Origin of the sequence: Pseudomonas sp. R25(2017) (assembly GCF_002112565.1) — a bacterium.
In the GTDB taxonomy this organism is placed as follows: Bacteria; Pseudomonadota; Gammaproteobacteria; order Pseudomonadales; family Pseudomonadaceae; genus Aquipseudomonas; species Aquipseudomonas ekonensis.
The window spans coordinates 346,344-371,571 of sequence record NZ_NEHZ01000002.1 but is presented as its reverse complement, the minus strand read 5'-3'; the positions used below and the strand labels follow the sequence as shown (position 1 = coordinate 371,571).

18 protein-coding genes are annotated in these 25,228 nt (G+C 64.9%); 12 read left to right on the top strand and 6 right to left on the bottom strand.

The annotated features are described in order from the left end of the window. From flgC to CAG31_RS04180, 4 genes are all read left to right on the top strand, one after another. Window positions 1–444 (top strand): flagellar basal body rod protein FlgC, encoded by a 444-nt coding sequence (gene flgC, locus CAG31_RS04195; RefSeq protein ID WP_085578207.1) that lies wholly within the window; start codon window positions 1–3, stop codon window positions 442–444. A 15-nt stretch (window positions 445–459) separates the two neighbouring features. Next, window positions 460–1,185, top strand: coding sequence for a flagellar hook assembly protein FlgD (gene flgD / locus CAG31_RS04190; protein ID WP_085578206.1), 726 nt, complete (start codon window positions 460–462; stop codon window positions 1,183–1,185). A 30-nt stretch (window positions 1,186–1,215) separates the two neighbouring features. Then, complete coding sequence (gene flgE / locus CAG31_RS04185; RefSeq protein WP_085578205.1) at window positions 1,216–2,544, top strand: flagellar hook protein FlgE; 1,329 nt, start codon at window positions 1,216–1,218, stop codon at window positions 2,542–2,544. A gap of 258 nt (window positions 2,545–2,802) precedes the next feature. Further along, window positions 2,803–7,320 (top strand): calcium-binding protein, encoded by a 4,518-nt coding sequence (locus CAG31_RS04180; protein WP_256575492.1) that lies wholly within the window; start codon window positions 2,803–2,805, stop codon window positions 7,318–7,320. A 154-nt stretch (window positions 7,321–7,474) separates the two neighbouring features. On the opposite strand, the gene CAG31_RS04175 is transcribed toward CAG31_RS04180, so the two are convergent. Further along, the gene (locus tag CAG31_RS04175; RefSeq protein ID WP_085578204.1) at window positions 7,475–10,378 is read right to left on the bottom strand and encodes a ribonucleoside-diphosphate reductase subunit alpha; all 2,904 of its coding nucleotides are present in this window, start codon (window positions 10,376–10,378) and stop codon (window positions 7,475–7,477) included. A 764-nt stretch (window positions 10,379–11,142) separates the two neighbouring features. On the opposite strand from CAG31_RS04175, the gene CAG31_RS04170 reads away from it, so the two are divergent. After that, window positions 11,143–11,865, top strand: coding sequence for a response regulator (locus CAG31_RS04170; RefSeq protein WP_085578203.1), 723 nt, complete (start codon window positions 11,143–11,145; stop codon window positions 11,863–11,865). Next, entirely contained in the window at window positions 11,862–13,472 is a 1,611-nt protein-coding gene (locus CAG31_RS04165; protein WP_085578202.1) for an ATP-binding protein, read from the top strand. Before CAG31_RS04170 ends, CAG31_RS04165 begins: the two co-directional genes overlap by 4 nt. Window positions 13,473–13,757: 285 nt before the next feature. On the opposite strand, the gene CAG31_RS04160 is transcribed toward CAG31_RS04165, so the two are convergent. Next, on the bottom strand, window positions 13,758–14,483 hold the full coding sequence (locus CAG31_RS04160; RefSeq protein ID WP_085578201.1) for a 4'-phosphopantetheinyl transferase: 726 nt from the start codon (window positions 14,481–14,483) through the stop codon (window positions 13,758–13,760). 107 nt (window positions 14,484–14,590) lie between these two features. Continuing rightward, window positions 14,591–15,382, bottom strand: a complete 792-nt coding sequence (locus CAG31_RS04155) for a dienelactone hydrolase family protein (protein ID WP_085578200.1) — start codon at window positions 15,380–15,382, stop codon at window positions 14,591–14,593. A 141-nt stretch (window positions 15,383–15,523) separates the two neighbouring features. Between CAG31_RS04155 and CAG31_RS04150 the strand changes: the two genes are divergently transcribed. The 3 genes from CAG31_RS04150 (at window position 15,524) to CAG31_RS04140 (ending at window position 18,299) form a co-directional block, all read left to right on the top strand. Further along, on the top strand, window positions 15,524–16,129 hold the full coding sequence (locus tag CAG31_RS04150) for a hypothetical protein (RefSeq protein WP_085578199.1): 606 nt from the start codon (window positions 15,524–15,526) through the stop codon (window positions 16,127–16,129). Between the two features lie 149 nt (window positions 16,130–16,278). Further along, window positions 16,279–16,956, top strand: coding sequence for a response regulator transcription factor (locus CAG31_RS04145; protein ID WP_085578198.1), 678 nt, complete (start codon window positions 16,279–16,281; stop codon window positions 16,954–16,956). Continuing rightward, entirely contained in the window at window positions 16,953–18,299 is a 1,347-nt protein-coding gene (locus CAG31_RS04140; RefSeq protein WP_085578197.1) for an ATP-binding protein, read from the top strand. Before CAG31_RS04145 ends, CAG31_RS04140 begins: the two co-directional genes overlap by 4 nt. Window positions 18,300–18,562: 263 nt before the next feature. On the opposite strand, the gene CAG31_RS04135 is transcribed toward CAG31_RS04140, so the two are convergent. After that, a complete protein-coding gene (locus tag CAG31_RS04135) occupies window positions 18,563–19,561 on the bottom strand; it encodes an AraC family transcriptional regulator (protein ID WP_085578196.1) in 999 nt (332 codons plus the stop codon). Window positions 19,562–19,912: 351 nt separating this feature from the next. On the opposite strand from CAG31_RS04135, the gene CAG31_RS04130 reads away from it, so the two are divergent. Continuing rightward, window positions 19,913–21,247, top strand: coding sequence for a dicarboxylate/amino acid:cation symporter (locus CAG31_RS04130; RefSeq protein WP_085578195.1), 1,335 nt, complete (start codon window positions 19,913–19,915; stop codon window positions 21,245–21,247). Window positions 21,248–21,391: 144 nt separating this feature from the next. After that, window positions 21,392–22,573, top strand: coding sequence for a CaiB/BaiF CoA-transferase family protein (locus CAG31_RS04125; protein ID WP_085578194.1), 1,182 nt, complete (start codon window positions 21,392–21,394; stop codon window positions 22,571–22,573). 106 nt (window positions 22,574–22,679) lie between these two features. Here the strand turns inward: CAG31_RS04125 and CAG31_RS04120 are convergent, their stop codons facing one another. Both CAG31_RS04120 and CAG31_RS04115 read right to left on the bottom strand, forming a co-directional pair. Then, window positions 22,680–23,174, bottom strand: a complete 495-nt coding sequence (locus CAG31_RS04120; protein ID WP_085578193.1) for a SprT family zinc-dependent metalloprotease — start codon at window positions 23,172–23,174, stop codon at window positions 22,680–22,682. Window positions 23,175–23,325: 151 nt separating this feature from the next. Continuing rightward, the gene (locus tag CAG31_RS04115) at window positions 23,326–23,928 is read right to left on the bottom strand and encodes a Yip1 family protein (RefSeq protein ID WP_085578192.1); all 603 of its coding nucleotides are present in this window, start codon (window positions 23,926–23,928) and stop codon (window positions 23,326–23,328) included. Between the two features lie 288 nt (window positions 23,929–24,216). On the opposite strand from CAG31_RS04115, the gene ttcA reads away from it, so the two are divergent. Continuing rightward, the gene (ttcA, locus tag CAG31_RS04110) at window positions 24,217–25,041 is read left to right on the top strand and encodes a tRNA 2-thiocytidine(32) synthetase TtcA (protein WP_085578191.1); all 825 of its coding nucleotides are present in this window, start codon (window positions 24,217–24,219) and stop codon (window positions 25,039–25,041) included. Window positions 25,042–25,228 lie beyond the last annotated feature (187 nt).

The window sequence follows — 25,228 nt, the reverse complement described above, 5'->3', positions numbered from 1 at the left end:
ATGTCCCTGTCCAGCGTTTTCAACATTGCCGGCAGCGGCATGAGCGCACAGAACACCCGCCTGAACACCGTGGCGTCAAACATCGCCAACGCCGAGACCGTCTCGTCGAGCATCGACCAGACCTACCGCGCCCGTCACCCGGTGTTCGCCACCATGTTCCAGGGCGAGCAGAGCTCCGGCGGCAACTCCCTGTTCCAGAACCAGGACGCCGCAGGCCAGGGCGTGCAGGTGCTGGGCGTGGTCGAAGACCAGAGCAACCTGGAGGCGCGCTACGAGCCTAACCACCCGGCGGCCGACGCCAAGGGCTACGTCTACTACCCGAACGTCAACGTGGTGGAAGAGATGGCCGACATGATTTCCGCGAGCCGTTCGTTCCAGACCAACGCGGAAATGATGAACACCGCCAAGACCATGATGCAGAAGGTTCTGACCCTCGGTCAGTGATAAGGGGCGACTGCCATGAGCGTTACCGATACCACCAGCAGCCTGAGCCTGAACGACATCCTGGCGAACTCGTCGAAGAAGACCAGTTCGACCGCCGATGGCATCGCTTCGGCCACCAACAGTTCGACCGGCGGCAAAGCCCTGGGCAAGGACGCGTTTCTGCAACTGCTGGTGACCCAGCTGAAGAACCAGAACCCGCTGGACCCGCAGGACAACAGCGCGTTCGTGGCCCAGCTGGCGCAGTTCAGCAGCCTTGAAGGCATCACCACCCTCAACAGCACCGTCAGTTCGCTGGCCGGCAACTACAACTCGTCGCAGGCCCTGCAGGCCTCGTCGCTGGTGGGCCGCAACGTGATTGTGCAGACCAACACCGTGCAGCTCGACGACCCGAGCAAAGGCATGACCGGTTCGGTCAACGTCACCTCGTCGATCGCCGGCGGCACCGTCACCATCACCGACAGCGCCGGCAAGACCGTGCGCACCATCGACCTGGGCAGCCGCGCCGCAGGCAATGCGAGCTTCACCTGGGACGGCAAGGACAAGGACGGCAACCTGGTCGCCGCCGGCACCTACACCGTCAAGGCCAATGCCCCGATCAACGGCACGGCGACGGACCTGGCGACCTACCTGCCGGCCACCGTCACCAGCGTGACGATCAGCCAGACCGGCGGCGAGCTGATGCTCAACCTGTCCGGCAAGGGCACCGTCGCCCTGTCCAAAGTACAAACCATTGGTATATAGAGCCGACCCACCGGCACAAAGGAGTGAAATATGTCTTTTAACATCGGCCTCAGCGGTCTCTATGCAGCCAACAAACAACTGGACGTGACCGGCAACAACATCGCCAACGTCGCGACCGCCGGTTTCAAGTCCTCCCGCGCCGAATTCGCCGACGTCTACTCGTCGACCCGCCTGGGCAGCGGCAGCAAGGTCATCGGCAACGGCGTGCGCCTGGCCAACGTGTCCCAGCAGTTCACCCAAGGTGACATCAGCAACACCGGCAACGTGCTGGACATGGGCATCAACGGTTCCGGCTTCTTCACCCTGAGCAACAACGGTTCGATCACCTACACCCGTGCCGGCACGTTCAAGGTCGACAAGGACGGCTTCATCACCAACACCGACTACACCTCGCGCCTGCAAGGCTACGGTGTGGACGCCAACGGCAAGATCATCAACGGCGTGCTGACCGACCTGAAGATCGACACCTCGAACCTGGCGCCGAAGTCCACCTCGCTCGTGACCTCGACCATCAACCTGAACTCCACCGCGCCGGTGATCGACGATACCGTGGCGGCAGGCAAGTTCGACCCGAGCAACACCGCGACCTACACCAAGTCGTTCAGCACGCCGGTGTACGACAGCCAGGGCAACTCCCACGTCATGGACCAGTACATGGTCAAGACCGGCGCCAACACCTGGAAGGTCTACACCCTGGTGGACGGCCGCAACCCGGACGCCACCGGCAGCGATCCGAAGACCACCCCACCGGTGGCTTCGACCATGTCCTTCGACACCGCCGGCAAACTGACTCAGGTCAGCACTCCGGATCCTGCGGGTGGCCCTGCCATCATCAGCAGCGACCTGAAACTCACTGGCTGGGTGCCGGGCACCGTGACCAACGGCGTCTGGAAAGCCAACGGCGCGTCGGCCAACCCGGCGGGCATCACGATCTCGATGGCCAAGACCACCCAGTTCAACGCCGACACCGCCCGTTCGATCCCGACCCAGGACGGCTACGCCACCGGCCAGATCACCAACCTGACCATCGACGGCACCGGCACCCTGTTCGCCAACTTCAGCAACAACCAGAGCAAGGCCATCGGCCAGGTCGCGCTGGCCAGCTTCACCAACGAACAGGGCCTGCAGCCTGTCGGCGGCACCGCCTGGAGAGAGACCTACGCTTCGGGCATCCCGGGCTACGACGCACCGAAGACCGGTACCCTGGGCGAAGTGGCATCCAACTCGCTGGAAGAGTCGAACGTCAACCTGACCAACGAGCTGGTGGACCTGATCAAGGGCCAGAGCAACTATCAGGCGAACGCCAAGACCATCTCGACCCAAAGCACCATCATGCAGACCATCATTCAGATGACCTGATCCGGGTTGATCGCAACAAGAGAACCGGCGCCAGTGGCGCCGGTTTTTTTATGCCTGCCGAAATCGTCTATAGAACAATTGACTGCCGTTCGTCGGATTTTTGGTTTGATTTTTGCACTCCCGCCGCATCCGGCACGTACGTGTCAAAAACCCTTTCACCTGCTTCATTGAGCCAGGACACGGCTTGGCGATATGGAAATCAGGAAGCTTCATTCCCTGTTTCACCGTAGTTTCCACAACACACACAAGGAAGATGCAATGGCGGTAATTAATGGCTCCAACGGCCCTGACAATCTGGTGGGCACCGCAGGAGATGACCAGATCCGCGGAATGGCGGGCGACGACATCCTCGATGGCGGCGCCGGCAACGACGTGCTGATGGGTGGGGCGGGGGCTGACCGGTTGATCGGCGGCGCCGGCACCGACACGGCCAGCTACGAAGATGACGTATCGGGTGCGGGCGTGACGGTCAACCTCAAGACCGGCGTGCACACCGGGCTGGCCTTGGGCGACACCTTCGAAGGCATCGAGGTCATCCGCGGCACGACCTACCACGACAAATTCGTCGCCGACGGCAACGTCTACGCGTTCGATGGCGGCAACGGCTATGACTCCCTGAGTTACGCCCTCTCCGAGCAGGCCGTGAACATCACGATGGCAGGCGGTGCTGGCAGCGGGACCGGCGGCGACGCCCAGGGCGACACGTTCAGCAACATCGAGGTGGTCATCGGCTCGGACTACGACGATGTCTTCACCGTGACGTCCGGCGGCGGATCCTTCAGCGGCGGCGCCGGCAACGATGTCTACATCATCAACAGCGCCACCTTCTCCGGTGTCAGCGAACTGGCGGGCGGCGGCGACGACGAGATCCGCACAAGCTTGTCCAGCATGGGCATGAGCGCCGAAGTCGAGCGCCTGACCTACACCGGCAGCGGCAACTTCACCGGCCGCGGCAACGCCGGCGACAACATTATCACCGGCGGCGCGGGCAACGACGTGCTGATCGGCGGCGCCGGCGCGGACCGTCTGATCGGCGGCGCGGGCATCGATACCGCCAGCTACGAAGACGACAACTCCGGCCTAGGCGTGACGGTCAACCTCAAGACCGGCGAGCACACCGGGCTGGCCAAGGGCGACACGTTCGACAGCATCGAGGTCATCCGCGGCACCACCTACCACGACAAATTCTTCGCCGATGCGTCGGCCAACACCTTCGACGGTGCCGTCGGCTACGACAGCGTGAGCTACGCCCTGTCCGACCAGGCGGTGAACCTGACCGTGACGGGCACCACCGGCACCGGCTCCGGCGGCGATGCCCAAGGCGACATGTTCAGCAACATCGAGTCGTACATCGGCACGGCCTACGATGACGTCTTCACCATCACGTCCGGCAACGCGTCGTTCACCGGCGGCGCCGGCAACGACATCTACATCATCAACAGCGCCGGCGGTGCGGGGGCCCTCGAAATGGCCGGCGGAGGCGACGACGAGATTCGCACCAACCTTTCCAGCATGAACATGAGCGCCGAAGTGGAGCGCCTGACCTACACCGGCAGCGGCAACTTCACCGGCCGCGGCAACGCCGGCGACAACATCATCACCGGCGGCGCGGGCAACGACCTGCTGATCGGCGGTGCCGGCGCGGACCGTTTGATCGGCGGCGCGGGCATCGACACCGTCAGCTACGAAGACATCGTTTCGGGCGTCGGCGTGACGGTCAACCTCAAGACCGGCGTCCACACGGGCATCGCCACGGGCGATACGTTCAGCGGCATCGAAGTGTTCCGCGGCTCCAGTTACGCCGATAACTTCGTCGCCGATGAAAGCGCCACCACTTTCGACGGCGGCACCGGCACCGACACCGTGAGCTACGCCGGTTCTGCCCAGGGCGTCAGCCTGACCGTGGCGAGCAACGCCGGCAGCGGTTCGGGCGGGGACGCCCAAGGCGACCTGTTCAGCAACATCGAAGGCTTCTACGGCTCGGCCTTCGACGACGTGTTCACCGTGACGGCCGGCTCCACGACGTTCAGCGGCGGCGCCGGCAACGACGTCTACGTCATCAACGGCAACGGCTCGGCGGCGGTGATCGAATCGGCGGGCGGCGGCGACGACGAAGTGCGCACCAATCAGGCCAGCCTGACGCTGTCGGCCGAAGTCGAGCGCCTGACCTACACCGGCACCGGCAACTTCACCGGCCGCGGCAACGCCTCGGACAACATCATCACCGGCGGCGCCGGCAACGACCTGCTCATGGGCGGCGCCGGCGGCGACCGCTTCATCGGCGGCGCCGGCACCGATGTCGTCAGCTACGAAGACAGCACCGCAGCAGGCGTGACGGTCAACCTCAAGACCGGCGTCCATGGGGGCATCGCCGCCGGCGACACCTTCACCGACATCGAGATCATCCGCGGCAGCAAGTTCGGCGACACCTTCGTCAGCGGGCTGGAGGCGCACATCTTCGACGGCGGCGTCGTCGGTGGCGTGGACACCGTCGACTACTCGACCTCCGAACAGGCCGTCAACATCACCCTCACCACGGTCGGCACGGGCAGCGGGCAGGGCGGTGACGCCCAGGGCGACACCTTCACCAACATCGAGCGGATCGTCGGTTCGGCCCAGAACGATGTGTTCACCACCGGCGCCGGGGCCTTCACCCTGGAGGGCGGTGCGGGCGACGACCTGTACATCATCAACGGCCCGGCCTTCCAGACCATCGTCGAGACCGCCGGCGGCGGCAACGACGAAGTGCGCACGACGCTGGCGAACATGACGCTGAGCGCCGAGGTCGAGCGCCTGACCTACACCGGCACCGGCAACTTCACCGGTCGCGGCAACGCCTCCGACAACATCATCACCGGCGGCGCCGGCAACGATACCTTGATGGGCGGCGCAGGCGCCGACCGCTTCATCGGCGGCGCCGGCACCGACACCGTCAGCTACGAAGACAGCGGCGCGGCCGTCACGCTCAACTTCAAGACCGGTGTGCACAGCGGCATCGCCGCAGGGGATACCTATACCGACATCGAGCTGATCCGCGGCTCGCAGTACGGCGACACGTTCATGTCCGGCAGCGGCGCGGACCGCTTCGACGGCGGCGCCGGCACGGCCGTCGACGTGGCGGACTACTCGCAGTCGGCACAGGGCGTGACCCTGACCCTGGGCGCCACCGGCGCCGGAGCCGGCACCGGTGCCGGCGGCGACGCCGAAGGCGACAGTTTCACCGGGATCGAGAAGATCATCGGTTCGGCCAACAACGACGTATTCGTCAGCAACGCCAACTCGGGCTCCTTCACCGTGCAGGGCGGCGCCGGCGACGACGTCTACATCCTCAACAATGCCACGTTCGGCTCGATCATCGAGCTGGCCGACGGCGGCAACGATGAGGTGCGCACCAACCAGGCCTTCTACGTCATGAACGCTGGCATCGAGCGTCTGACCTACACCGGCACCGGCACCTTCCTGGCCCGGGGCAACGCGCTGGACAACGTCATCACCGGCGGTGCCGGCAACGATGTGCTGATGGGCGGCGACGGCGGCGACACCTTCATCGGCGGCGACGGCTTCGACACCGTCAGCTATGAAGACATCGGCCCGGTGGGCGTGGTCGTCAACCTCAAGACCGGCGAGCACACGGCGATCGCCAAGGGCGACACTTTCCAGAGCATCGAGAAGATCGTCGGCTCGGGTCGCGACGACACCTTCATGGGCAACGACCAGGCCAACATCTTCGACGGCGGCTACGGACGTGACACTGTCAGCTTTGCGTTCGAAAGCTCGGCCATCACGCTGGATCTCAGCCAGCCGCTGACCGGGGCTGCGGCCGGCGACACTTACCTGAACATCGAGAACTGGGAAGGCACCGCGTTCAACGACACGCTGATCGGCACGGCCGGCGTCGAGACGTTCATCGGCGGCAAGGGCGCCGACTACATCGACGGCGGCGCGGGCGCCGACGCGGCCTGGTACCTGGGCAGCTCGGCGGCGGTGCAGATCGACCTGCTGGCCAACACCGTGACCGGCGGCGACGCCACCGGCGACGTGCTGGTCAACATCGAAGGCCTGCACGGTTCGGCCTTCGACGATACGTTGACCGGCAATGCCCTGAACAACGAGCTCTATGGCGGTGCGGGCAATGACGTGATCCGCGGCGGCGACGGCCACGACACGATCCACGGCGGCAAGTACGAGCCGTTTGCGTTCAACGGCCCTGACCGCAGCGGTCCGGCGGAAGCGGACATGCTGTTCGGCGGCAACGGCGATGACGACATGTGGAGCGCCAGCAACGACCGCGGCAGCATTCTGCACGGCGACGCCGGCAATGACAGCATCACGGTCTACGCCGGCATCGCCTACGGTGACGAAGGCAACGACGCGATGGTGGGCGAAGGGCCGGGCTACCAGCTGTTCGGTGGCGCGGGCGTAGACACCTTGATCATGGTCGGCAACGGTTTTGCCTTCGGCGGAGAAGGCGCCGACACCTACAAGGTGACCGGGACGGGGGGACGTTTCGTGATCAAGGATGACGGCAGCTCCAGCGGCGATCAGGTCGTGCTGTCGAACATCCAGTCCAAAGCGGATGTGTTCATCGCGAGCGACGGCGTCAATGCCTACATCTACAAGGCGTCCGACTGGAACGCCGGCTACAAGGGCAACGCGGTGGTGCTGGCCGACTGGTACGCCGGTTCCGCCACCATCGAGACCTTCACGACCGCCAACGGTGACAGCTTCACCATTCCGGTCGTAGGGCAGGCGATGACCGAGTCGTTCATGGTCTGATGCCCCGTAGCGGCAAAGGAAACGGCGAAGCCTGAAGGGGCTTCGCCGTTTTTTGTGGCCCGTTTTTCCTGCGCCCAAAGAAAACCCCCGGCAAACCGAAGGTCTGTCGGGGGTTGTTCGTTCAGGCGTCTCGCAACGCCTGAAGGCGCTCAGCTTATTGGCAAGCTTCGCAATCCGGCTCGTCGATGGCGCAGGCCTTCGGCACCGGAGCAGGACCTGCCGGTGCGGTCGGTGCCGCCAGGACAGCGTCGTCGCCGTGGTTGCCGCCCGCGGACACCGCGTTCAGCTTGCCGGTGTTGATGGTCGACTTCTCGGTGCTGGTCGCGGCCAGGGCACGGAGGTAGTAGGTGGTCTTCAGGCCACGGTACCAGGCCATGCGGTAGGTCACGTCCAGCTTCTTGCCCGAGGCGCCGGCGATGTACAGGTTCAGCGACTGAGCCTGGTCGATCCACTTCTGGCGGCGGCTGGCGGCGTCGACGATCCACTTGGTGTCCACTTCGAACGCGGTGGCGTAGAGCGCCTTGAGCTCCGCCGGGATGCGCTCGATCTGCTGCACCGAACCGTCGTAGTACTTCAGGTCGTTGATCATGACCGAGTCCCATAGGCCGCGGGCCTTGAGGTCGCGCACCAGGTACGGGTTGATCACGGTGAATTCGCCCGACAGGTTCGATTTCACGTACAGGTTCTGGTAGGTCGGTTCGATCGACTGCGACACGCCGGTGATGTTGGCGATGGTGGCGGTCGGTGCGATGGCCATGATGTTGGAGTTACGGATGCCTTTCTGCACACGGGCGCGAACCGGTGCCCAGTCCAGGGATTCGTTCAGGTCCACATCGATGTACTTCTGGCCGCGGGCCTTGATCAGGATCTGCTGGGAGTCCAGCGGCAGGATGCCCTGGGACCACAGCGAGCCTTCGAAGGTCTCGTAGGCGCCGCGCTCGTCGGCCAGGTCGCAGGACGCCTGGATCGCGTAGAAGCTGACGGCTTCCATCGACTTGTCGGCGAACTCGACCGCTTCCTGCGAGCCGTAGGCGATGTGCTGCAGGTACAGCGCGTCCTGGAAGCCCATGATGCCCAGGCCCACCGGACGGTGCTTGAAGTTGGAGTTCTTCGCCTGCGGCACCGAGTAGTAGTTGATGTCGATCACGTTGTCGAGCATGCGCACGGCGGTGTTCACGGTGCGTTGCAGCTTGGCGGTGTCCAGCTTGCCGTCGACGATGTGGTTCGGCAGGTTGATCGAGCCCAGGTTGCAGACCGCGATCTCGTCCTTGTTGGTGTTCAGGGTGATCTCGGTGCACAGGTTCGAGCTGTGCACCACGCCCACGTGCTGCTGCGGGCTGCGCAGGTTGCACGGATCCTTGAAGGTCAGCCACGGGTGGCCGGTCTCGAACAGCATCGAGAGCATCTTGCGCCACAGGTCCTTGGCCTGGATGGTCTTGAACAGCTTGATCTTGCCCGGGTACTCGGTCAGGGCTTCGTAGTACTCGTAGCGCTCTTCGAAGGCGGTGCCGGTCAGGTCGTGCAGGTCCGGCACTTCGGACGGCGAGAACAGGGTCCACTTGCCGTCGTCGAAGACGCGCTTCATGAACAGGTCCGGGATCCAGTTGGCGGTGTTCATGTCGTGGGTGCGGCGACGGTCGTCACCGGTGTTCTTGCGCAGCTCGATGAACTCTTCGATGTCCATGTGCCAGGTTTCCAGGTACGCACAGACAGCGCCCTTGCGCTTGCCGCCCTGGTTCACGGCCACGGCGGTGTCGTTCACCACCTTGAGGAACGGCACGACGCCTTGCGACTTGCCGTTGGTGCCCTTGATGTACGAGCCCAGCGCACGCACCGGAGTCCAGTCGTTGCCCAGGCCGCCTGCGAACTTGGACAGCATGGCGTTGTCGTGGATCGCGCCGTAGATGCCCGACAGGTCGTCCGGAACGGTGGTCAGGTAGCAGCTGGACAGCTGCGGACGCAGGGTGCCGGCGTTGAACAGGGTCGGGGTCGACGCCATGTAGTCGAAGGACGACAGCAGGTTGTAGAACTCGATCGCGCGGTCTTCTTTCTGCTTCTCTTCGATGGCCAGGCCCATGGCCACGCGCATGAAGAAGATCTGCGGCAGTTCGAAGCGCACGCCGTCCTTGTGGATGAAGTAACGGTCGTAGAGGGTCTGCAGGCCCAGGTAGGTGAACTGCTGGTCGCGCTCGTGGTTGATCGCCTTGCCCAGTTTCTCCAGGTCGAAGTCGGCCAGCACAGGGTTCAGCAGTTCGAACTCGATGCCCTTGGCGACGTAGGCCGGCAGGGCCTTGGCGTACAGGTCGGCCATCTCGTGGTGGGTCGCGCTCTCGGCGACGCCCAGGAAGCCCAGGCCTTCGGCGCGCAGGGTGTCCATCAAAAGGCGAGCGGTGACGAACGAGTAGTTCGGCTCACGCTCGACCAGGGTGCGGGCGGTCATCACCAGGGCGGTGTTGACGTCGTTCAGGGCCACGCCGTCGTACAGGTTCTTCAGGGTTTCGCGCTGGATCAGTTCGCCGTCGACTTCTTCCAGGCCTTCGCAGGCTTCGCTGACGATGGTGCTCAGGCGGCCCATGTCCAGCGGCGCCAGGCTGCCGTCGGCGCGGGTGATGCGGATCGACGGGTGAGCCTGCACCGGGGCTTCGGCGGTGGTGCGGGTGGCGCGCTCCTTGGAGCGGGCGTCGCGGTAGATCACGTAGTCGCGGGCGACTTTCTGCTCGCCGGCGCGCATCAGGGCCAGTTCGACCTGGTCCTGGATCTCTTCGATGTGGATGGTGCCGCCCGACGGCATGCGGCGCTTGAAGGTCGCGGTGACCTGTTCGGTCAGGCGGGCGACGGTGTCGTGGATTCGCGACGAGGCGGCAGCGGTGCCGCCCTCAACTGCGAGGAACGCTTTGGTGATAGCGACGGTGATCTTGTCATCGGTGTAAGGAACGACAGTGCCATTACGCTTGATCACGCGCAGTTGGCCAGGCGCGGTGGCGGCCAGATCCGAATTCGAATCGGCGGCCTGCGGCAAGGTGCCCTGCGGGTTCTCGCGAGTTGTGTCGGTTTGCATGGGTGTCTCCACGTTCTCTATGTTTGTTTGGGCACCGTCTCGGTGCCCACCGTTCCGTCCTGAAGCACTACAGCCGGCAAGCGCCGGGCATAACGACTTCGGGACAGTTCAGGAAGGGGGCCTTGTGGGCGCCGCTTCCATGCCGAAGTCTTCGGTCACGCGCGGTGCGCGTGAAACCGCATTCCGTTCCGGGGGCAGTTCCGGACTGCAACTCCCGTACCGTCATCGCCGTGAACGGCTGAAAAACGGTTGCCATCCGCAGGCGCGGTTTGGGCTTCTGAAAATACGTTTGGTTCAACCTGACAATGGCAATAAAAAGCCTTGAATTCACTGCCGGGTTTGTGTTTGGGTTTTGGGCGCCAACCCCAACATCTAGGGTTTTTTTGCGCGCGGGCTACAAGATAATGCGTTTGGGGGAGGGATTGCAACGTACTACCTGTGGATAACCCTGTGCGTAAATTGTGTGGGAAAACGAGAAATCGCGTGTAGGCCGCGAACCTGCCGGGCCAGACCGTTTGTCACTGTTTTCCGCCGCAAAAAATGACGCCGGCAAATTTTTGAGGGCGCGAACCCTATCACAAAAAGGCAGCGTGTCCAGACGCATTTGCCGACTTGTGTTCTCGCCGGTCGACGTTTATACAATCGGCCCGTGCGCTAGCATTCTTATCCTCCCCAAACATGACAAAAAGACGGGAGGATCCTGATGGTTTCCCCGCCGGGAAACCCCTTCCTTTATCGGCAGCATCGGCAAGCAGAGGTCACCCGTGGAGCAAGAAGCCTGGCAGGTATTGATAGTCGAGGACGACCAGCGTCTGGCCGAACTGACCCGCGAATACCTGCAGGCCAACGGTTTGCGGGTGGAGATCGAAGGCAACGGCGCCCTGGCGGCGGCGCGGATCGTCAAGGAGCAGCCGGATCTGGTGATCCTCGACCTGATGCTCCCGGGCGAAGACGGCCTGAGCATCTGCCGCAAGGTGCGCGACCGCTACGACGGGCCGATCCTGATGCTCACCGCCCGCACCGATGACGCCGACCAGATTCTGGGCCTGGACCTGGGCGCCGATGACTACGTCTGCAAACCGGTGCGCCCGCGCCTGCTGCTGGCCCGCATCCAGGCGTTGCTGCGGCGCAGCGAAGCGCCGGAGCCGGCGGCGGAGAAGGCGCGCCGCCTGCAGTTCGGCCCCCTGGTGGTGGACAGCGCGCTGCGCGAGGCCTGGCTGGGCGACAGCGGCATCGAGCTGACCAGCGCCGAGTTCGACCTGCTTTGGCTGTTGGTGTCCAACGCCGGGCGGATCCTGTCCCGGGAGGAAATCTTCACCGCGCTGCGGGGCATCGGCTACGACGGCCAGGACCGTTCGATCGATGTGCGCATTTCGCGGATCCGCCCCAAGATCGGCGATGACCCGGACCATCCGCGGCTGATCAAGACCGTGCGCAGCAAAGGCTACCTGTTCGTGCCGGAAGCCTGCGCAGAACTGCCGCTGTGAATTCGATCTTCCTGCGCATCTACGGCGGCATGTGCGCCGCGCTGATTTTGGTGGCGGTGCTCGGCGTGCTGGCCCTGCACCTGCTCAATCAGGTGCGCAGCGAGCAGTACCGCGAGCGCCTGGCCCATGGCACCTTTTCGCTGATGGCCGACAACCTGCAGCCGATGAACCAAACCGAGCGCCACCGCGCGTTGCTGGTGTGGGAGCGGCTTTTGGGCATTCCCCTGGCGCTGAAGACCTTCGCCCAGACCGACCTTGACCTGACCCAGCGCACCCGCGTGCTGCGCGGCCAGGCCCTGGTGGAGCAGACCGGGCCGCACGCCGCGCGGGTCTACCGGCTGGTCAGCGACAAGGAGCAACTGGTGCTCACCGGCGACGTGCAGCAGATCAGCGAGCAACTGGCGCGGGCGACTATCTATCTGCTGGCCGACGAACTGGTGCGGGTGCCGGTGGGCGACCAGCCCAAGCGGCTGGCGCAACTGAAGGACGACAAGGGCTTCGGCTTCGACCTGCGGCTGGTCACGGTGCAGGACGCCGACATGGACGAAGACCAGAGCCGCCGCGTGGCCGAGGGCGACACGGTAATGGCGCTGGGCAAGGGCGGCGACTCGATCCGGGTGTTCGCCGGCATGGTCGGCACGCCGTGGGTGCTGGAGATCGGCCCGCTGTACCAGATGAACCCTTATCCACCGGAATGGCTGGTGCTGATCGCCGCCCTCGGGCTGACCCTGATCGGCCTGATCGTCTATCTGCTGGTGCGTCAGCTCGAACGGCGCCTGCGCGGCCTGGAGGCGGCGGCCACGCGCATCGCCAAGGGCAGCCTGGAGACCCGCGTGCCGGCGCGGGGCGCCGACTCGGTGGGCAAGTTGGCGGCGGCGTTCAACGGCATGGCCGAGCACCTGCAGCAGCTGTTGGCCATCCAGCGCGAGCTGGTGCGTGCGGTGTCCCATGAGTTGCGCACGCCGGTGGCGCGCCTGCGCTTCGGGCTGGAGATGATCGGCTCGGCCACCACCCCGCAGGCGCTGGAGAAATACCGCGAAGGCATGGACCACGACATCGAGGATCTCGACAAGCTGGTGGACGAGATGCTGACCTATGCGCGGCTGGAGCAAGGCTCGCCGGCGCTGACCTTCCAGCGCATCGACCTTGATGCGTTGGTCAATCAGGTGATCGCCGAGCTGGCGCCGCTGCGCGCCGAGGTCACGGTGCAGCGCGGGCTGTGCCTGTCGGCGGCCGATTGCGACGATGCCTGGGTCGAGGCCGAGCCGCGCTACCTGCACCGGGCGCTGCAGAACCTGGTGCGCAACGCGATGCGGCATGCGCGCTCGAAGGTCACGGTGAGCTATCAGGTGGGCCAGCTGCGCTGCCGGGTGGACGTCGAGGACGATGGGCCCGGTGTGCCGGAGGCGGCGTGGGAGAAGATCTTCACCCCGTTCCTGCGCCTGGACGACAGCCGCACACGGGCGTCCGGCGGGCATGGGCTGGGCTTGTCGATCGTGCGGCGGATCATCCACTGGCACGATGGCCGGGCGCTGATCGGCAAGAGCAAGAGCCTGGGCGGGGCGTGCTTCAGCCTGAGCTGGCCGCGCAATCAGGAACGGCGCTGAGTCCTGCGGTGACGGTGCCATCGTCATCGCGGGCAAGCCCGCTCCCACACTGTGTGACAGTGTCTGCAGGCATGGCATTGCACCGATTGTCCTCAACGGCGTCATCGCCAGCAGGCTGGCTCCCACCGTTTGATGGATGGCACCGGACAATGTGGGAGCCGGCTTGCCGGCGATGGCGGCGGGACAGGCGCTGAAACGTCGGCTGTGCCAGCCTGTTCCTACCTTTCACCGCAGAACCTGTGGGAGCCAGCCTGCTGGCGATGGCGTCAGTGAAGGCTCAATCCTTCAGGAGGGAATGCTGACCAGGCTCAGCAGTTGCCCGTCCTGCACCCCGAACTGCGCCTCCAGTTCCGTGCCGTTACGCCATTCGCCGGACAGGTTCGTCAACAGGCGCAACCGCACGGCGCCTTCCGGCGTCCACTCCAGCACTTCGGCATGCTCGAAGTAGAAGCGCTGCTGCACGATCGGATACAGGGCCTTGAACAGGCTTTCCTTCACCGAGAACGTCATCGTCACGCACAGCGCGATCTGGTCCCTGGGCCCGGCGGCCATGCGCTGCAGTTCCGGCGGGGTGAGAATTTCCCCGGCCAGGCGCTCGGCCCGTTCGGCGTCGAGCAGGTTTTCCAGGTCCATGCCCAGCCCGCGCCAGTGCCGCTTGCGGGCGACGATCGCCGCCGCGCGGCCGGTGCCGTGGGTGATCGAACCGCAGATGTGCGCCGGCCACACCGGGGCGCGGTCCTCGCCGATGGCCGGCACCACGCTTATGCCTTCCAACTGCTGGAGCGCAGCGCGGGCGCAGAGGCGTCCGGCCAAAAACTCGGCCTGACGCTTGGCCACCGAGCGCTGGATGCTCGGAGGGGGCTCGATGGCGGCGCGGGCAAAGTCATCGCCGAGCAGGCGTGACGGGTCGAAACGGGTGCTCAGCAGCACGGTGTCGGGCAGCGTCGTGGGCAACGGCCAATGGGCGTCGAGCGCGGAGCAGCAGGCGGGGAGCAGGGGGTCGGCATTCATGGGGGCATTTTGCCGGGTGGCCGGTGCTCAGCTCAAGGCCGGCGGCGGATTCATCGCCGGCAGGCTCGCTCCCGCATCGGAACGAGCCTGCCGGCGATGCCTTCGGGTCAACCGAAGATGTTCTTGAAGAAGGCCTGCATGTCCGCCCAGGACTTTTCATCGGCGGCCTTGTTGTAGCCGATGTCCGGGCCGCCATGTTCGCCGTGGCTCAGGCGGTCGGCGTCGGGGTTGCTGAAGCCGTGCTTGGCGCCGTCGAGGCTGACGAAACGGTAGTCGGCCCCGGCCTTGTCCATTTCCGCCTTGAAGGCCGCGACGTTGTCTGGGGTGACCATGCTGTCCAGCGCGCCGTGCTCGACGAGGATCTTCGCCTTGACGCTGCCGGGCGCGGCCGGGGTGCTGGTGGCGAGCGCGCCGTGGAAACTCACCACGCCGGCCAGCGGCACGCCTTGGCGCGCGGCGTTCAGCACCACGCCGCCGCCGAAGCAGTAGCCGATGGCCGCGAGTCTTTGCGGGTCGGTCTGCGGCTGTTTCTTCAACAGGTCCAGGCCGGCCTGGAACCGCGCGCCCGCTGCTGCGCTGTCCTTGAGCGCCGCCTGCATGAAGGCCATGGCGTCCTTGGGGTGCTCAGTGTTCTTGCCGTCGCCGTACATGTCGATGGCCAGGGCGCTGTAGCCCAGCCCGGCGAGGTCGCGAGCGCGGCGCTTGGCGTAGTCGTTCAGCCCCCACCATTCATGCACCACCACCACGCCCGGGCGAGGGCCCTTGAGGGCGTCGTCGTAGGCGTAGTAGCCGATGAGCTTCGTGCCGTCGGCGCTCTGGTAAGGGATCTCCTGGGTCTTGATCGCCGCCTGGCTGAAACCGCTGGCGAGGAGCAGGGTGAGGGCGAGGAACAGGCGCATGGTCGGGTCTCCTGACAGAAAAGGGGTCAAGACAGCCTAGTCCATTTGGTTCAGCGCAGGTTCAGAGAGCGTTCAGGGGCTGTACAGGGGAGGGCCGTTAACCTTGCGCCATACCTGAAGAGCACTCAAGAGGAACATCCGATGACTCGTTTGAACAAACTGCTGCTGGCCTTCACCGTCATGAGCGCAAGCATCGCCGCCCATGCCGATACCACCTCCAACTTCGCCGGCCTGACGTTCGGCCAGACCAGCGACAAAGTGAAGAAGTCCAACGCCCTGAACGAGAACCTGGGTCACCCGGACGCCGACGGCGTGATCGGCAAGGACAACACTTGGGGCGTGCGCCTCGGTCAGCAAAACAGCCAGGGCCGCTACTACGCCACCTACGACACCGTGTCCGGTTCGCACAATGGCATTAAACTGCGCCAGGAAAACCTGCTCGGCAGCTACGATCTGTTCTATCCGGTGGGCGACAGCACCAAACTGTTCGGCGGCGCCACCGCCGGCCTGACCAAGCTGAGCCAGAATTCCCCGGGCTTCAGCCACGACAGCGACATCGGTTACGCCGTCGGCGGCCAATTCGGTGTGTTGCAGCAAGTGTCGCAGAACACCTCGGTGGAACTCGGTTACCGTTACCTGCGCAGCAACGCCAGCACCGAGATGAGCGAGCGCGGCGGCAGCAAGCAGGGCTCGCTGGACTTGACCAGCAGCGCCCAGACGTACCTGTCGGCCAACTACGCTTTCTGAGGCGCGGTTGACTGCAAAGCCCTGTGGGAGCCAGCCTGCTGGCGATGGCGTCCTGACGGTCGACCCTTTGTCGGCTGCCGGACCGCCATCGCCGGCGGGCTGGCTTCCACCTGTTGTGTCCGGAAATATCGATTGACTGGGAGAAGGTCATGAAGCTGTTGGTCGTCGAAGATGAAGCGCTGCTGCGCCATCACCTGCAAACCCGCCTCACGGAAAGCGGCCATGTGGTCGAGTCCGTGGCCAACGCCGAGGAGGCGCTGTACCAGACCGGCCAGTTCAACTTCGATCTGGCGGTGATCGACCTCGGCCTGCCGGGCATGGGCGGGCTGGACCTGATCCGTCAGCTGCGTTCGGGGGGCAAGGCGTTCCCGATCCTGATCCTCACCGCCCGCGGCAACTGGCAGGACAAGGTCGAAGGCCTGGCCGCCGGCGCCGACGACTACGTGGTCAAGCCGTTCCAGTTCGAGGAGCTCGAAGCGCGCCTCAATGCGCTGCTGCGCCGCTCCAGCGGGTTCACCCAGTCGACCATCGTCGCCGGCCCGCTGCTGCTGGACCTCAACCGCAAGCAGGCAACCCTCGATGAACAGCCACTGGCGCTGACCGCCTACGAGTACCGGATCCTCGAATACCTGATGCGCCACCATCAGCAGGTGGTGCCCAAGGACCGCCTCATGGAGCAGCTGTACCCGGATGACGACGAGCGCGATCCGAACGTGATCGAAGTGCTGGTCGGCCGTCTGCGCCGCAAGCTGGAAGGCCCGGCCGGGTTCAAGCCGATCGACACCGTGCGCGGCCTGGGCTACCTGTTCAACGAGCGCTGCACTTGATCCGCTCCCTTCGCGTTCGCTTGATGCTCGCCGCCACGACGTTGGCGGTGCTGTTCATGCTCGCCCTGCTGCCGGCGATGCAGGGCGCGTTCAGCCTGGCGTTGCAGGATTCGATCGAGCAGCGCCTGGCGTCGGACGTCACCACGCTGATCTCCGCCGCCCGCGTGGAGAACGGCCGCCTGGTGATGCCCACGCAGTTGCCGGACGAGCGCTTCAACCTCGCCGATTTCCGCCTGCTGGGCTACATCTACGACCGCGAAGGGCATCTGGTCTGGCGCTCCAAGGCGACCCAGGAAGAGCAGATCAACTACAAGCCGCGCTACGACGGCCTCGGCAACGAGTTCGCGCGGATCCGCGAGAGCAACGGCCAGGAGTTCTTCGTCTACGACGTCGAAGTCAAGCTGCTGGGCGGCAAGAGCGCGGCGTTCAGCATCGTTGCCCTGCAACCGGTGCGCGAGTACGAAACCACCCTGGAGGGCCTGCGCGAAAATCTCTATCTGGGCTTCGGCGCCGCGTTGCTGGTGCTGCTGGCGCTGCTGTGGATCGGCCTGACCTGGGGCCTCAAGGCCCTGCGCCGGCTCAGCCAGGAGCTGGACGAAATCGAAAGCGGCACCCGCGAGAGCCTCAGCGAACAGCACCCGCGCGAACTGCTGCGCCTGACCGGCTCGCTCAACCGCCTGCTGCACAGCGAACGCCAGCAGCGCAGCCGTTACCGCGACTCCCTCGACGACCTGGCCCACAGCCTGAAAACCCCGCTGGCGGTGCTGCAAGGCGTCAGCGAAGACATGGCCCTGCGCCCCCAGGACCGGGACCAGGCCTGGGTGCTGCAGAACCAGATCGAGCGCATGAGCCAGCAGATCAGCTACCAGCTGCAGCGGGCCAGCCTGCGCAAGAGCGGGCTGGTGCGCCATCAGGTGCGCCTGCGCCCGGTGCTGCAGAGCCTGTGCGACACCCTGGACAAGGTCTACCGCGACAAGCGTGTGCGGGTCGCCTTCGACCTGCCCGAGCACTGCTACGTGCCGATCGAGCAGGGCGCCTTGCTGGAAATGATGGGCAACCTGCTGGAGAACGCCTACCGCCTGTGCCTGGGCGAAGTGCGCATCAGCGTGCGCGAGAGCCTGGCCGGGGTCGAGCTGTGCGTGGAGGACGACGGCCCCGGCGTGCCGCAGGATCAGCGTGCACGGATCCTGGAGCGCGGCGAGCGGCTGGACCGGCAGCATCCGGGGCAGGGCATCGGCCTGGCGGTGGTCAAGGACATCATCGAAAGCTACAGCGCCAAGCTGACCTTGGGGGATTCGCCGATGGGCGGGGCGGCGTTCAGGATTCACTTCCCGGCGGTCTGACCGTTGGGCGTTGGCCTTGCAGGCCTCATCGCGGGCAAGCCCGCTCCCACAGTTTTTTTGGGGTACTTGTCCCCTATGGGCGACCAGGATCCCTTGTGGGAGCTGGCTTGCCAGCGATAGCGGTGGATCAGGCGCCGCAGGGCATAGTCAAGACAGTTGCTCCCACAGGTTCCGCGGTCTGCACAACAGTGGTGAACACCCACGATCACTGTGGGAGCGGGCTTGCCCGCGAAGGGGCCATTCGATCCGGTCGAATATCCGGCTCAATGCTCCTGCGCCCGGTAAGCCCCCGGCGTCAGCCCCGTCCACTTCTTGAAGGCCCGGTGAAACGCCGACGGCTCGGAAAACCCCAACTGCTCGGCGATCGCCTGCAACGACAGATCGGCCCGTCCCAGGTGGTAGATGGCGATATCCCGCCGCAGCTGATCCTTGAGCTCCTGAAAGCTGGTGCCTTCCTCGCGCAGGTGCCGGCGCAGGGTCTGCGGGCTGATGTGCAGGTGCGCCGCCACCGCTTCCAGGTCCGGCCAGCGCGCGCTGTCCTGGCTGAGCAGGCGACGCAGCCGGCTGCTGAGGCTGTTGCCGTCGTCCGGGCGCGACAGCAGGTCGGCGGGGGAGCGTTCGAGGAAATGCTTGAGGGTGCGCTCGTCCTGCAGCAGCGGCATGTTCAGGTAGCGGCTGTGGAAGCGCAGGCTGCTTTGCCCGGCCGAGAACGACAACGGGCAGGAGAACAGCAGATCGTACTCGGCGCTGTGGGCAGGCTTGGGGTAGCTGAATGTCGCCTGCTCCAGGCGGATCCGCTGGCCGATCATCCAGCTGCCCAGGCGATGCCAGATCACCAGCAGGCTTTCGGTCAGAAAGTGATCCGGATCCCATAACCGCGAATCGTCCAGGCTCAGGCGCACCCACTCGTCCTCGCGGTGCAGGGTCAGGCGCGGGGCCTCGGGGAATAGGCTATAAAACAATAAACCGCGGTTGAGCGCCTTCTCCAGCGTGCGGCAATGGATCACGGCATGGCACATCATGGCGAAGCTGCCGGGTTTGCTCGGCGCCCGGCCGAAGCCCAGGTACTCGTCGTCCAGCGCCAGCCACAGGCCCTGGATCAGCCGGGTGAACTGCTCAGGGGCGATTCGCGCGCGCGGCTCCTCCAGCAGTTCGGGGCTGATGCCCAGCTGCTGCAGCAACGGCGAGCAGTCGTGGCCCGCACGCTGCGCGCCGACCAGGGCGGCGCGGGCGAAATGGCTGGCAATGGTGCGTTCGCGCATAAGCGGCAAGTCCTCCCTCAGGCGACGGATGGTAGCTGGCGGCCCGAACGTGCAACAAGGCGGATTTCCGCCAAATTGTAGGACGAGAGCGGGCGTGTTGGCGGAAATCCGCCACGTCGAGTCGGCGCAACGGTGACCGTGATCGGGCCGCAATCCCTGATATCAAAAGGCTTTCAGCGAAATGCGCCAAAGTGGCACGCGGTTTGCGATACAAGCGCCAGAAGCGTGCGCCGAGCCGGTCCGGAAAGCGTCGCTCGACACAACAAATCCCTCCAGTGCAGGAGGGTTCGCAATTCAAGTGTCGTGTTCAACAGATGGATGTTGCCCGCGGGACTCTTGAGGAAACTTGCAATGACGACTCGTCAGCCACTGTACAAATCCCTGTATTTCCAGGTGATCGTCGCAATCTGCATCGGTATCGCGCTCGGCCACTACTATCCGCAGCTCGGTGTGGCCGTAAAGCCGCTGGGTGACGGGTTCATCAAACTGATCAAAATGATCATCGCCCCGATCATCTTCTGCACCGTCGTCAGCGGCATCGCCGGCATGCAGAACATGAAATCGGTCGGCAAGACCGGCGGCTACGCGCTCCTGTACTTCGAAATCGTTTCGACCATCGCCCTGCTGGTGGGCCTGGTCGTGGTCAACATCGTGCAGCCCGGCAACGGCATGCACGTCGACGTGAGCACCCTGGACGCCTCGAAAGTCGCCACCTACGTGCAGCAAGGCGCCGAGCAGAGCGTCGTGGGCTTCCTGCTCAACGTGATCCCGAGCACCATCGTCGGCGCCTTCGCCACCGGCGACATCCTGCAAGTGCTGATGTTCTCGGTGATCTTCGGTTTCGCCCTGCACCGCCTGGGCGCCTACGGCAAGCCGATCCTCGACTTCATCGATCGCTTCGCCCACGTGATGTTCAACATCATCAACATGATCATGAAGCTTGCGCCGATCGGTGCCTTCGGTGCGATGGCGTTCACCATCGGCGCCTACGGCGTCGGCTCGCTGGTGCAGTTGGGTCAACTGATGGCCTGCTTCTACATCACGTGCCTGGCGTTCATCCTGATCGTGCTCGGCGCCATCGCCCGCATGCACGGCTTCAGCGTGCTGAAGATGATCCGCTACATCCGTGAAGAGCTGCTGATCGTGCTCGGCACCTCGTCGTCGGAATCGGTGCTGCCGCGCATGCTGATCAAGATGGAGCGTCTGGGCGCGAAGAAATCCGTCGTGGGTCTGGTGATCCCGACCGGCTACTCGTTCAACCTCGACGGCACCGCGATCTACCTGACCATGGCCGCCGTGTTCATCGCCCAGGCCACCGACACGCACATGGACATCACCCATCAGATCACCCTGCTGGTGGTGTTGCTGCTGTCCTCCAAAGGCGCGGCCGGCGTGACCGGTTCGGGCTTCATCGTGCTGGCGGCCACGCTGTCGGCCGTCGGTCACCTGCCGGTGGCCGGCCTGGCGCTGATCCTGGGCATCGACCGCTTCATGTCCGAAGCCCGTGCGTTGACCAACCTGGTCGGCAACGCCGTCGCCACCATCGTGGTCGCCAAGTGGGTCAAGGAGCTGGACACCGACGTACTGCAGGCCGAGCTGGCCTCGGGCGGTCGCGGCATCGCCGATACCCGTCCGGAAGACGACCTGGGCGTGGCCGAAGGCGCGACCCCAAGCAGCGTCAAGTAACGCTGGCGTCATGAAGAAACCCGCTGCGGCGGGTTTTTTCTTGGCTGCGGTTTGAGCGCAACGGTCACTGCCGCTGACGCATCCGGTGATTGCCGCCCCGGCCGGGGCTGCCTAGGCTGCTGGGATCGTTCACGGAGATCGCCCATGTCCGCACCGCTGGCCTCACTGAAAATCCTGGATTTCTCGACCCTGCTGCCGGGGCCGTTCGCGTCGCTGCTGCTGGCGGACATGGGCGCCGAGGTGCTGCGCATCGAATCTCCGACCCGCCTGGATCTGGTGCGGGTGCTGCCGCCCCACGATCACGGGATATCGGCCAGCCACGCCTACCTCAACCGCAACAAGCGCAGCCTGGCCCTGGACCTGAAGCAGCCCGAAGCGCTGGAGGTGATCAAGCGTTTGCTGGCGGACTACGACATCGTGCTGGAGCAGTTCCGTCCCGGCGTGATGGAGCGCCTGGGGCTGGGCTATGAGGCACTGAAGGCGATCAACCCCCGGCTGATCTACGTGTCGATCACCGGCTACGGCCAGACCGGCCCTTACAAGGATCGCGCCGGCCACGACATCAATTACCTGGCCCTGGCCGGGCTCTCCAGCCACACCGGGCGCGCCGACAGCGGGCCGTTGCCGCTGGGCATGCAGGTGGCGGATATCGCCGGCGGCTCGCTGCACGGGGTGATCGGTTTGCTGGCGGCGGTGATTTCTCGCCAGCAGAGCGGGCAGGGCACACACCTGGACGTGAGCATGACCGACTGCGCCTTCAGCCTGAACGCCATGGCCGGCGCCGGGTATCTGGCGTGTGGTGAACTACCGGGCTGGGAAGATCAGACGCTCAATGGCGGCAGCTTCTACGATTACTACCGCTCCCGGGATGGGCGCTGGATGTCGGTGGGCAGCCTGGAGCCGGCCTTCATGCAGCAACTGTGTGCGGCGCTGGGGCGGCCGGAACTGGCGGCCCAGGGTTTGTCACCCAAGCCGCAGCAGCAACGGGCGCTCAAGGAGGCCTTGAAGGTCGAGTTCGAGAAACATGACTTTGCCGACCTGTGCGAGCTGTTCGCCGGCATCGATGCCTGCGTCGAACCGGTGTTGAATCTGGGCGAGGCGGTAGGGCATCCGCAGTTGCAGGCGCGGGCGCTGGTGGCGCAGGTACCGCGTGGGGACGGCACGGCCCAGGCGCAGATTGCTTGCCCGCTGAAGTTCTCCGAAGCGTTGCCGCCGCCGCGGCATGTCGGGGCGGCGCTGGGGGCGCATACGGATCAGGTGCTGGAGGGGTTGGGCTTCGCTGCTGCGGAGATCGAGGCGCTGCGGCAGGCCAAGGTGGTGCTCTAGCGGCTGTCCCGGCCCTTTGCCAGCAGGGGATGTGTGAACGCCAAAGATCCAGTGTGGGAGCCAGCCTGCTGGCGATCGGGCCGGAACAGGCGCCACAGGATCCGCGCTATTCGACCCGCATCTCCCCGCTGAACACCAAGGTGTTCCGGCATCTGCGGCACAGGTACCGTCGCCCCTGCCTGACCAGGCTATGGCGCTGGGCCGTGAACGGGAAGTCGCTGTCGGCGCACGGGCACTTGTAGATGTAGCGGGTCACGCTGCGGCGCTTGACCTCATAGGTGTGGCAGCGGTCGGGCGGCAATTCGTAGACGCCGCGCATGATCAGCTGCCATTCCTCGCCGTGGGGCTGGATGCGGTCGCCGAACAGTTGATGGGCGATCAGGTGCGCGACCTCATGGGCCACGGTCTGCTTGAGGAAATGCTCGGTGTTTTCCCGGTACAGCTGCGGGTTGAAGCGCAGCAGGTTCTCGTGCAGGTGCGCGACCCCGGCTTTTTGCCCGCGCAGCTTGAGGCTCACCACGGGGCGCTTGAAAGGACGTTTGAAAAAGGATTCGGCGAGTTGGAAACAGTCTTCGACGCGGGTATTGAGTTGCTCGGGCATGCTTGATGGATCTCCAGAGGCTTGGAGTATGCCGCAACCTTCCGGCCTTGCGCATCGCCGGACCGCCGAATGGTCGCGGCTTTCCCGGGCATGAGAAGGCCGCCTTGCGGCGGCCTGGTGTTGGCGGATCTTGTTCTTTTCGGGGGGATCGCTAGTTGGTGTAGACCGGGCCCACGCCCAGCCCCCAGACAATCACGGTGAACGCCATGATGGCCACCAGCACCACCAGGCCTACCGCCAGCACCGAGCTGGAAAACAGGAATCCCTCATCGGTCGGTATGTTCATGAAGGTGGGCAGGCCCACGTAGAGCAGGTACACCGTGTAGCAGATGGCCGCCGTGCCGACGATCATCCCCAGCCACATGTGCGGATACAGCGCCGCCAGCCCGCCGACGAACAGCGGCGTCGCGGTGTAGGTGGCGAAGGCCACGCAACGGGCCAGGCTCGGGTTGGCGTCGTAGGTGCGGGCCATCCAGTGGATGAACGCGCCCATGACCGCCACGCCGCCGAGCATCGCCAGGTACGACATGATCGTCATCCACAGCGCGCTCTCGAGGGTCAGCATCACCGGCGCACGGCTGCCGATCACCCAGCCGACCTGGGTCGTGCCGATGAACGCCGAGACCGCGGGGATCGCCGCCAGGATCAGCGTGTGCGTCAGGTACATGTGGCTGATGCTTTCTTCCTGGTCGCCACGGATTTCCTTCCATTCCTGATCGGGGTGGGTGAAGAGCCCCACTACGTGATGGATCATGCCAGTCACTCCTCTTTGTATTGCCATCGCCCCCCAACGGAGCGCCTTCGGGCCAAGGTGGCCGAGCAAATTCAGGTCTCCAGACATCGATGCGACCTTATGTCGCAGTATAGGAAGGTCTTGACCGCACAGGGTGTAGGGGCTTAGAGCAAATCGCGCTGTAAACCCAGGGCTTAATCGCCGCAGGGACTTGAGCCGCCGGCGCAGCGACAGACCCGCGGCCCTTCGCCCGGGCGGCGTTTTTGCGTAAAATGCCCGCCCTTCGTCACACCTCACGGATTTCGCGTCATGGGCACTCTCACCGTCAACCAGAACAAACTGCAAAAGCGCCTGCGCCGCCTGGCCGGCGAAGCGGTCGCCGACTTCAACATGATCGAGGACGGCGACAAGGTGATGGTCTGCCTGTCCGGGGGCAAAGACAGCTACACCATGCTCGATGTGCTGATGCACCTGCAGAAGGTCGCGCCGGTCAAGTTCGAGATCGTCGCGGTGAACATGGACCAGAAGCAGCCGGGCTTCCCCGAGCACGTCCTGCCGGCCTACCTCAAAGAGCTGGGCATCGAGTACCACATCGTCGAAAAGGACACCTACTCGGTGGTCAAGGAGCTGGTGCCGGAAGGCAAGACCACCTGCTCGCTGTGCTCGCGCCTGCGCCGCGGCACGCTGTACACCTTCGCCGACGAGATCGGCGCGACCAAGATGGCCTTGGGGCACCACCGCGACGACATCGTCGAGACGTTCTTCCTGAACATGTTCTTCAACGGCACCCTCAAGGCCATGCCGCCCAAGCTGCGCGCCGACGACGGCCGCAACGTGGTGATCCGCCCCCTGGCCTACTGCAACGAGAAGGACATCCAGGCCTACTCGGACTTCAAGCAGTTCCCGATCATCCCGTGCAACCTGTGCGGATCCCAGGAAAACCTGCAGCGCCAGGTGGTCAAGGAAATGCTCCAGGACTGGGAACGCAAGACCCCGGGCCGCACCGAAAGCATCTTCCGCAGCCTGCAGAACGTGGTGCCGTCGCAACTGGCCGACCGCAACCTGTTCGACTTCACCAGCCTGAAGATCGACGAGACGGCGGCTTCGCGCTTCGTCAACGTCGTCAATCTCTAGGCCCCGTCAAGGTGGGAGCCAGCCTGCTGGCGATGGCGGTGGGTCAGGCTCCGGTGATGTTGGATGTGCCGGCCTCATCGCTGGCAAGCCAGCTCCCACAGGGATTCTGCGATAGCCGGGAACCCTGTGGGCCGGCAGGCTGGCTCCCACTGTCGTTTGTGTTCTCGGGCGACATTCATTTCAGACC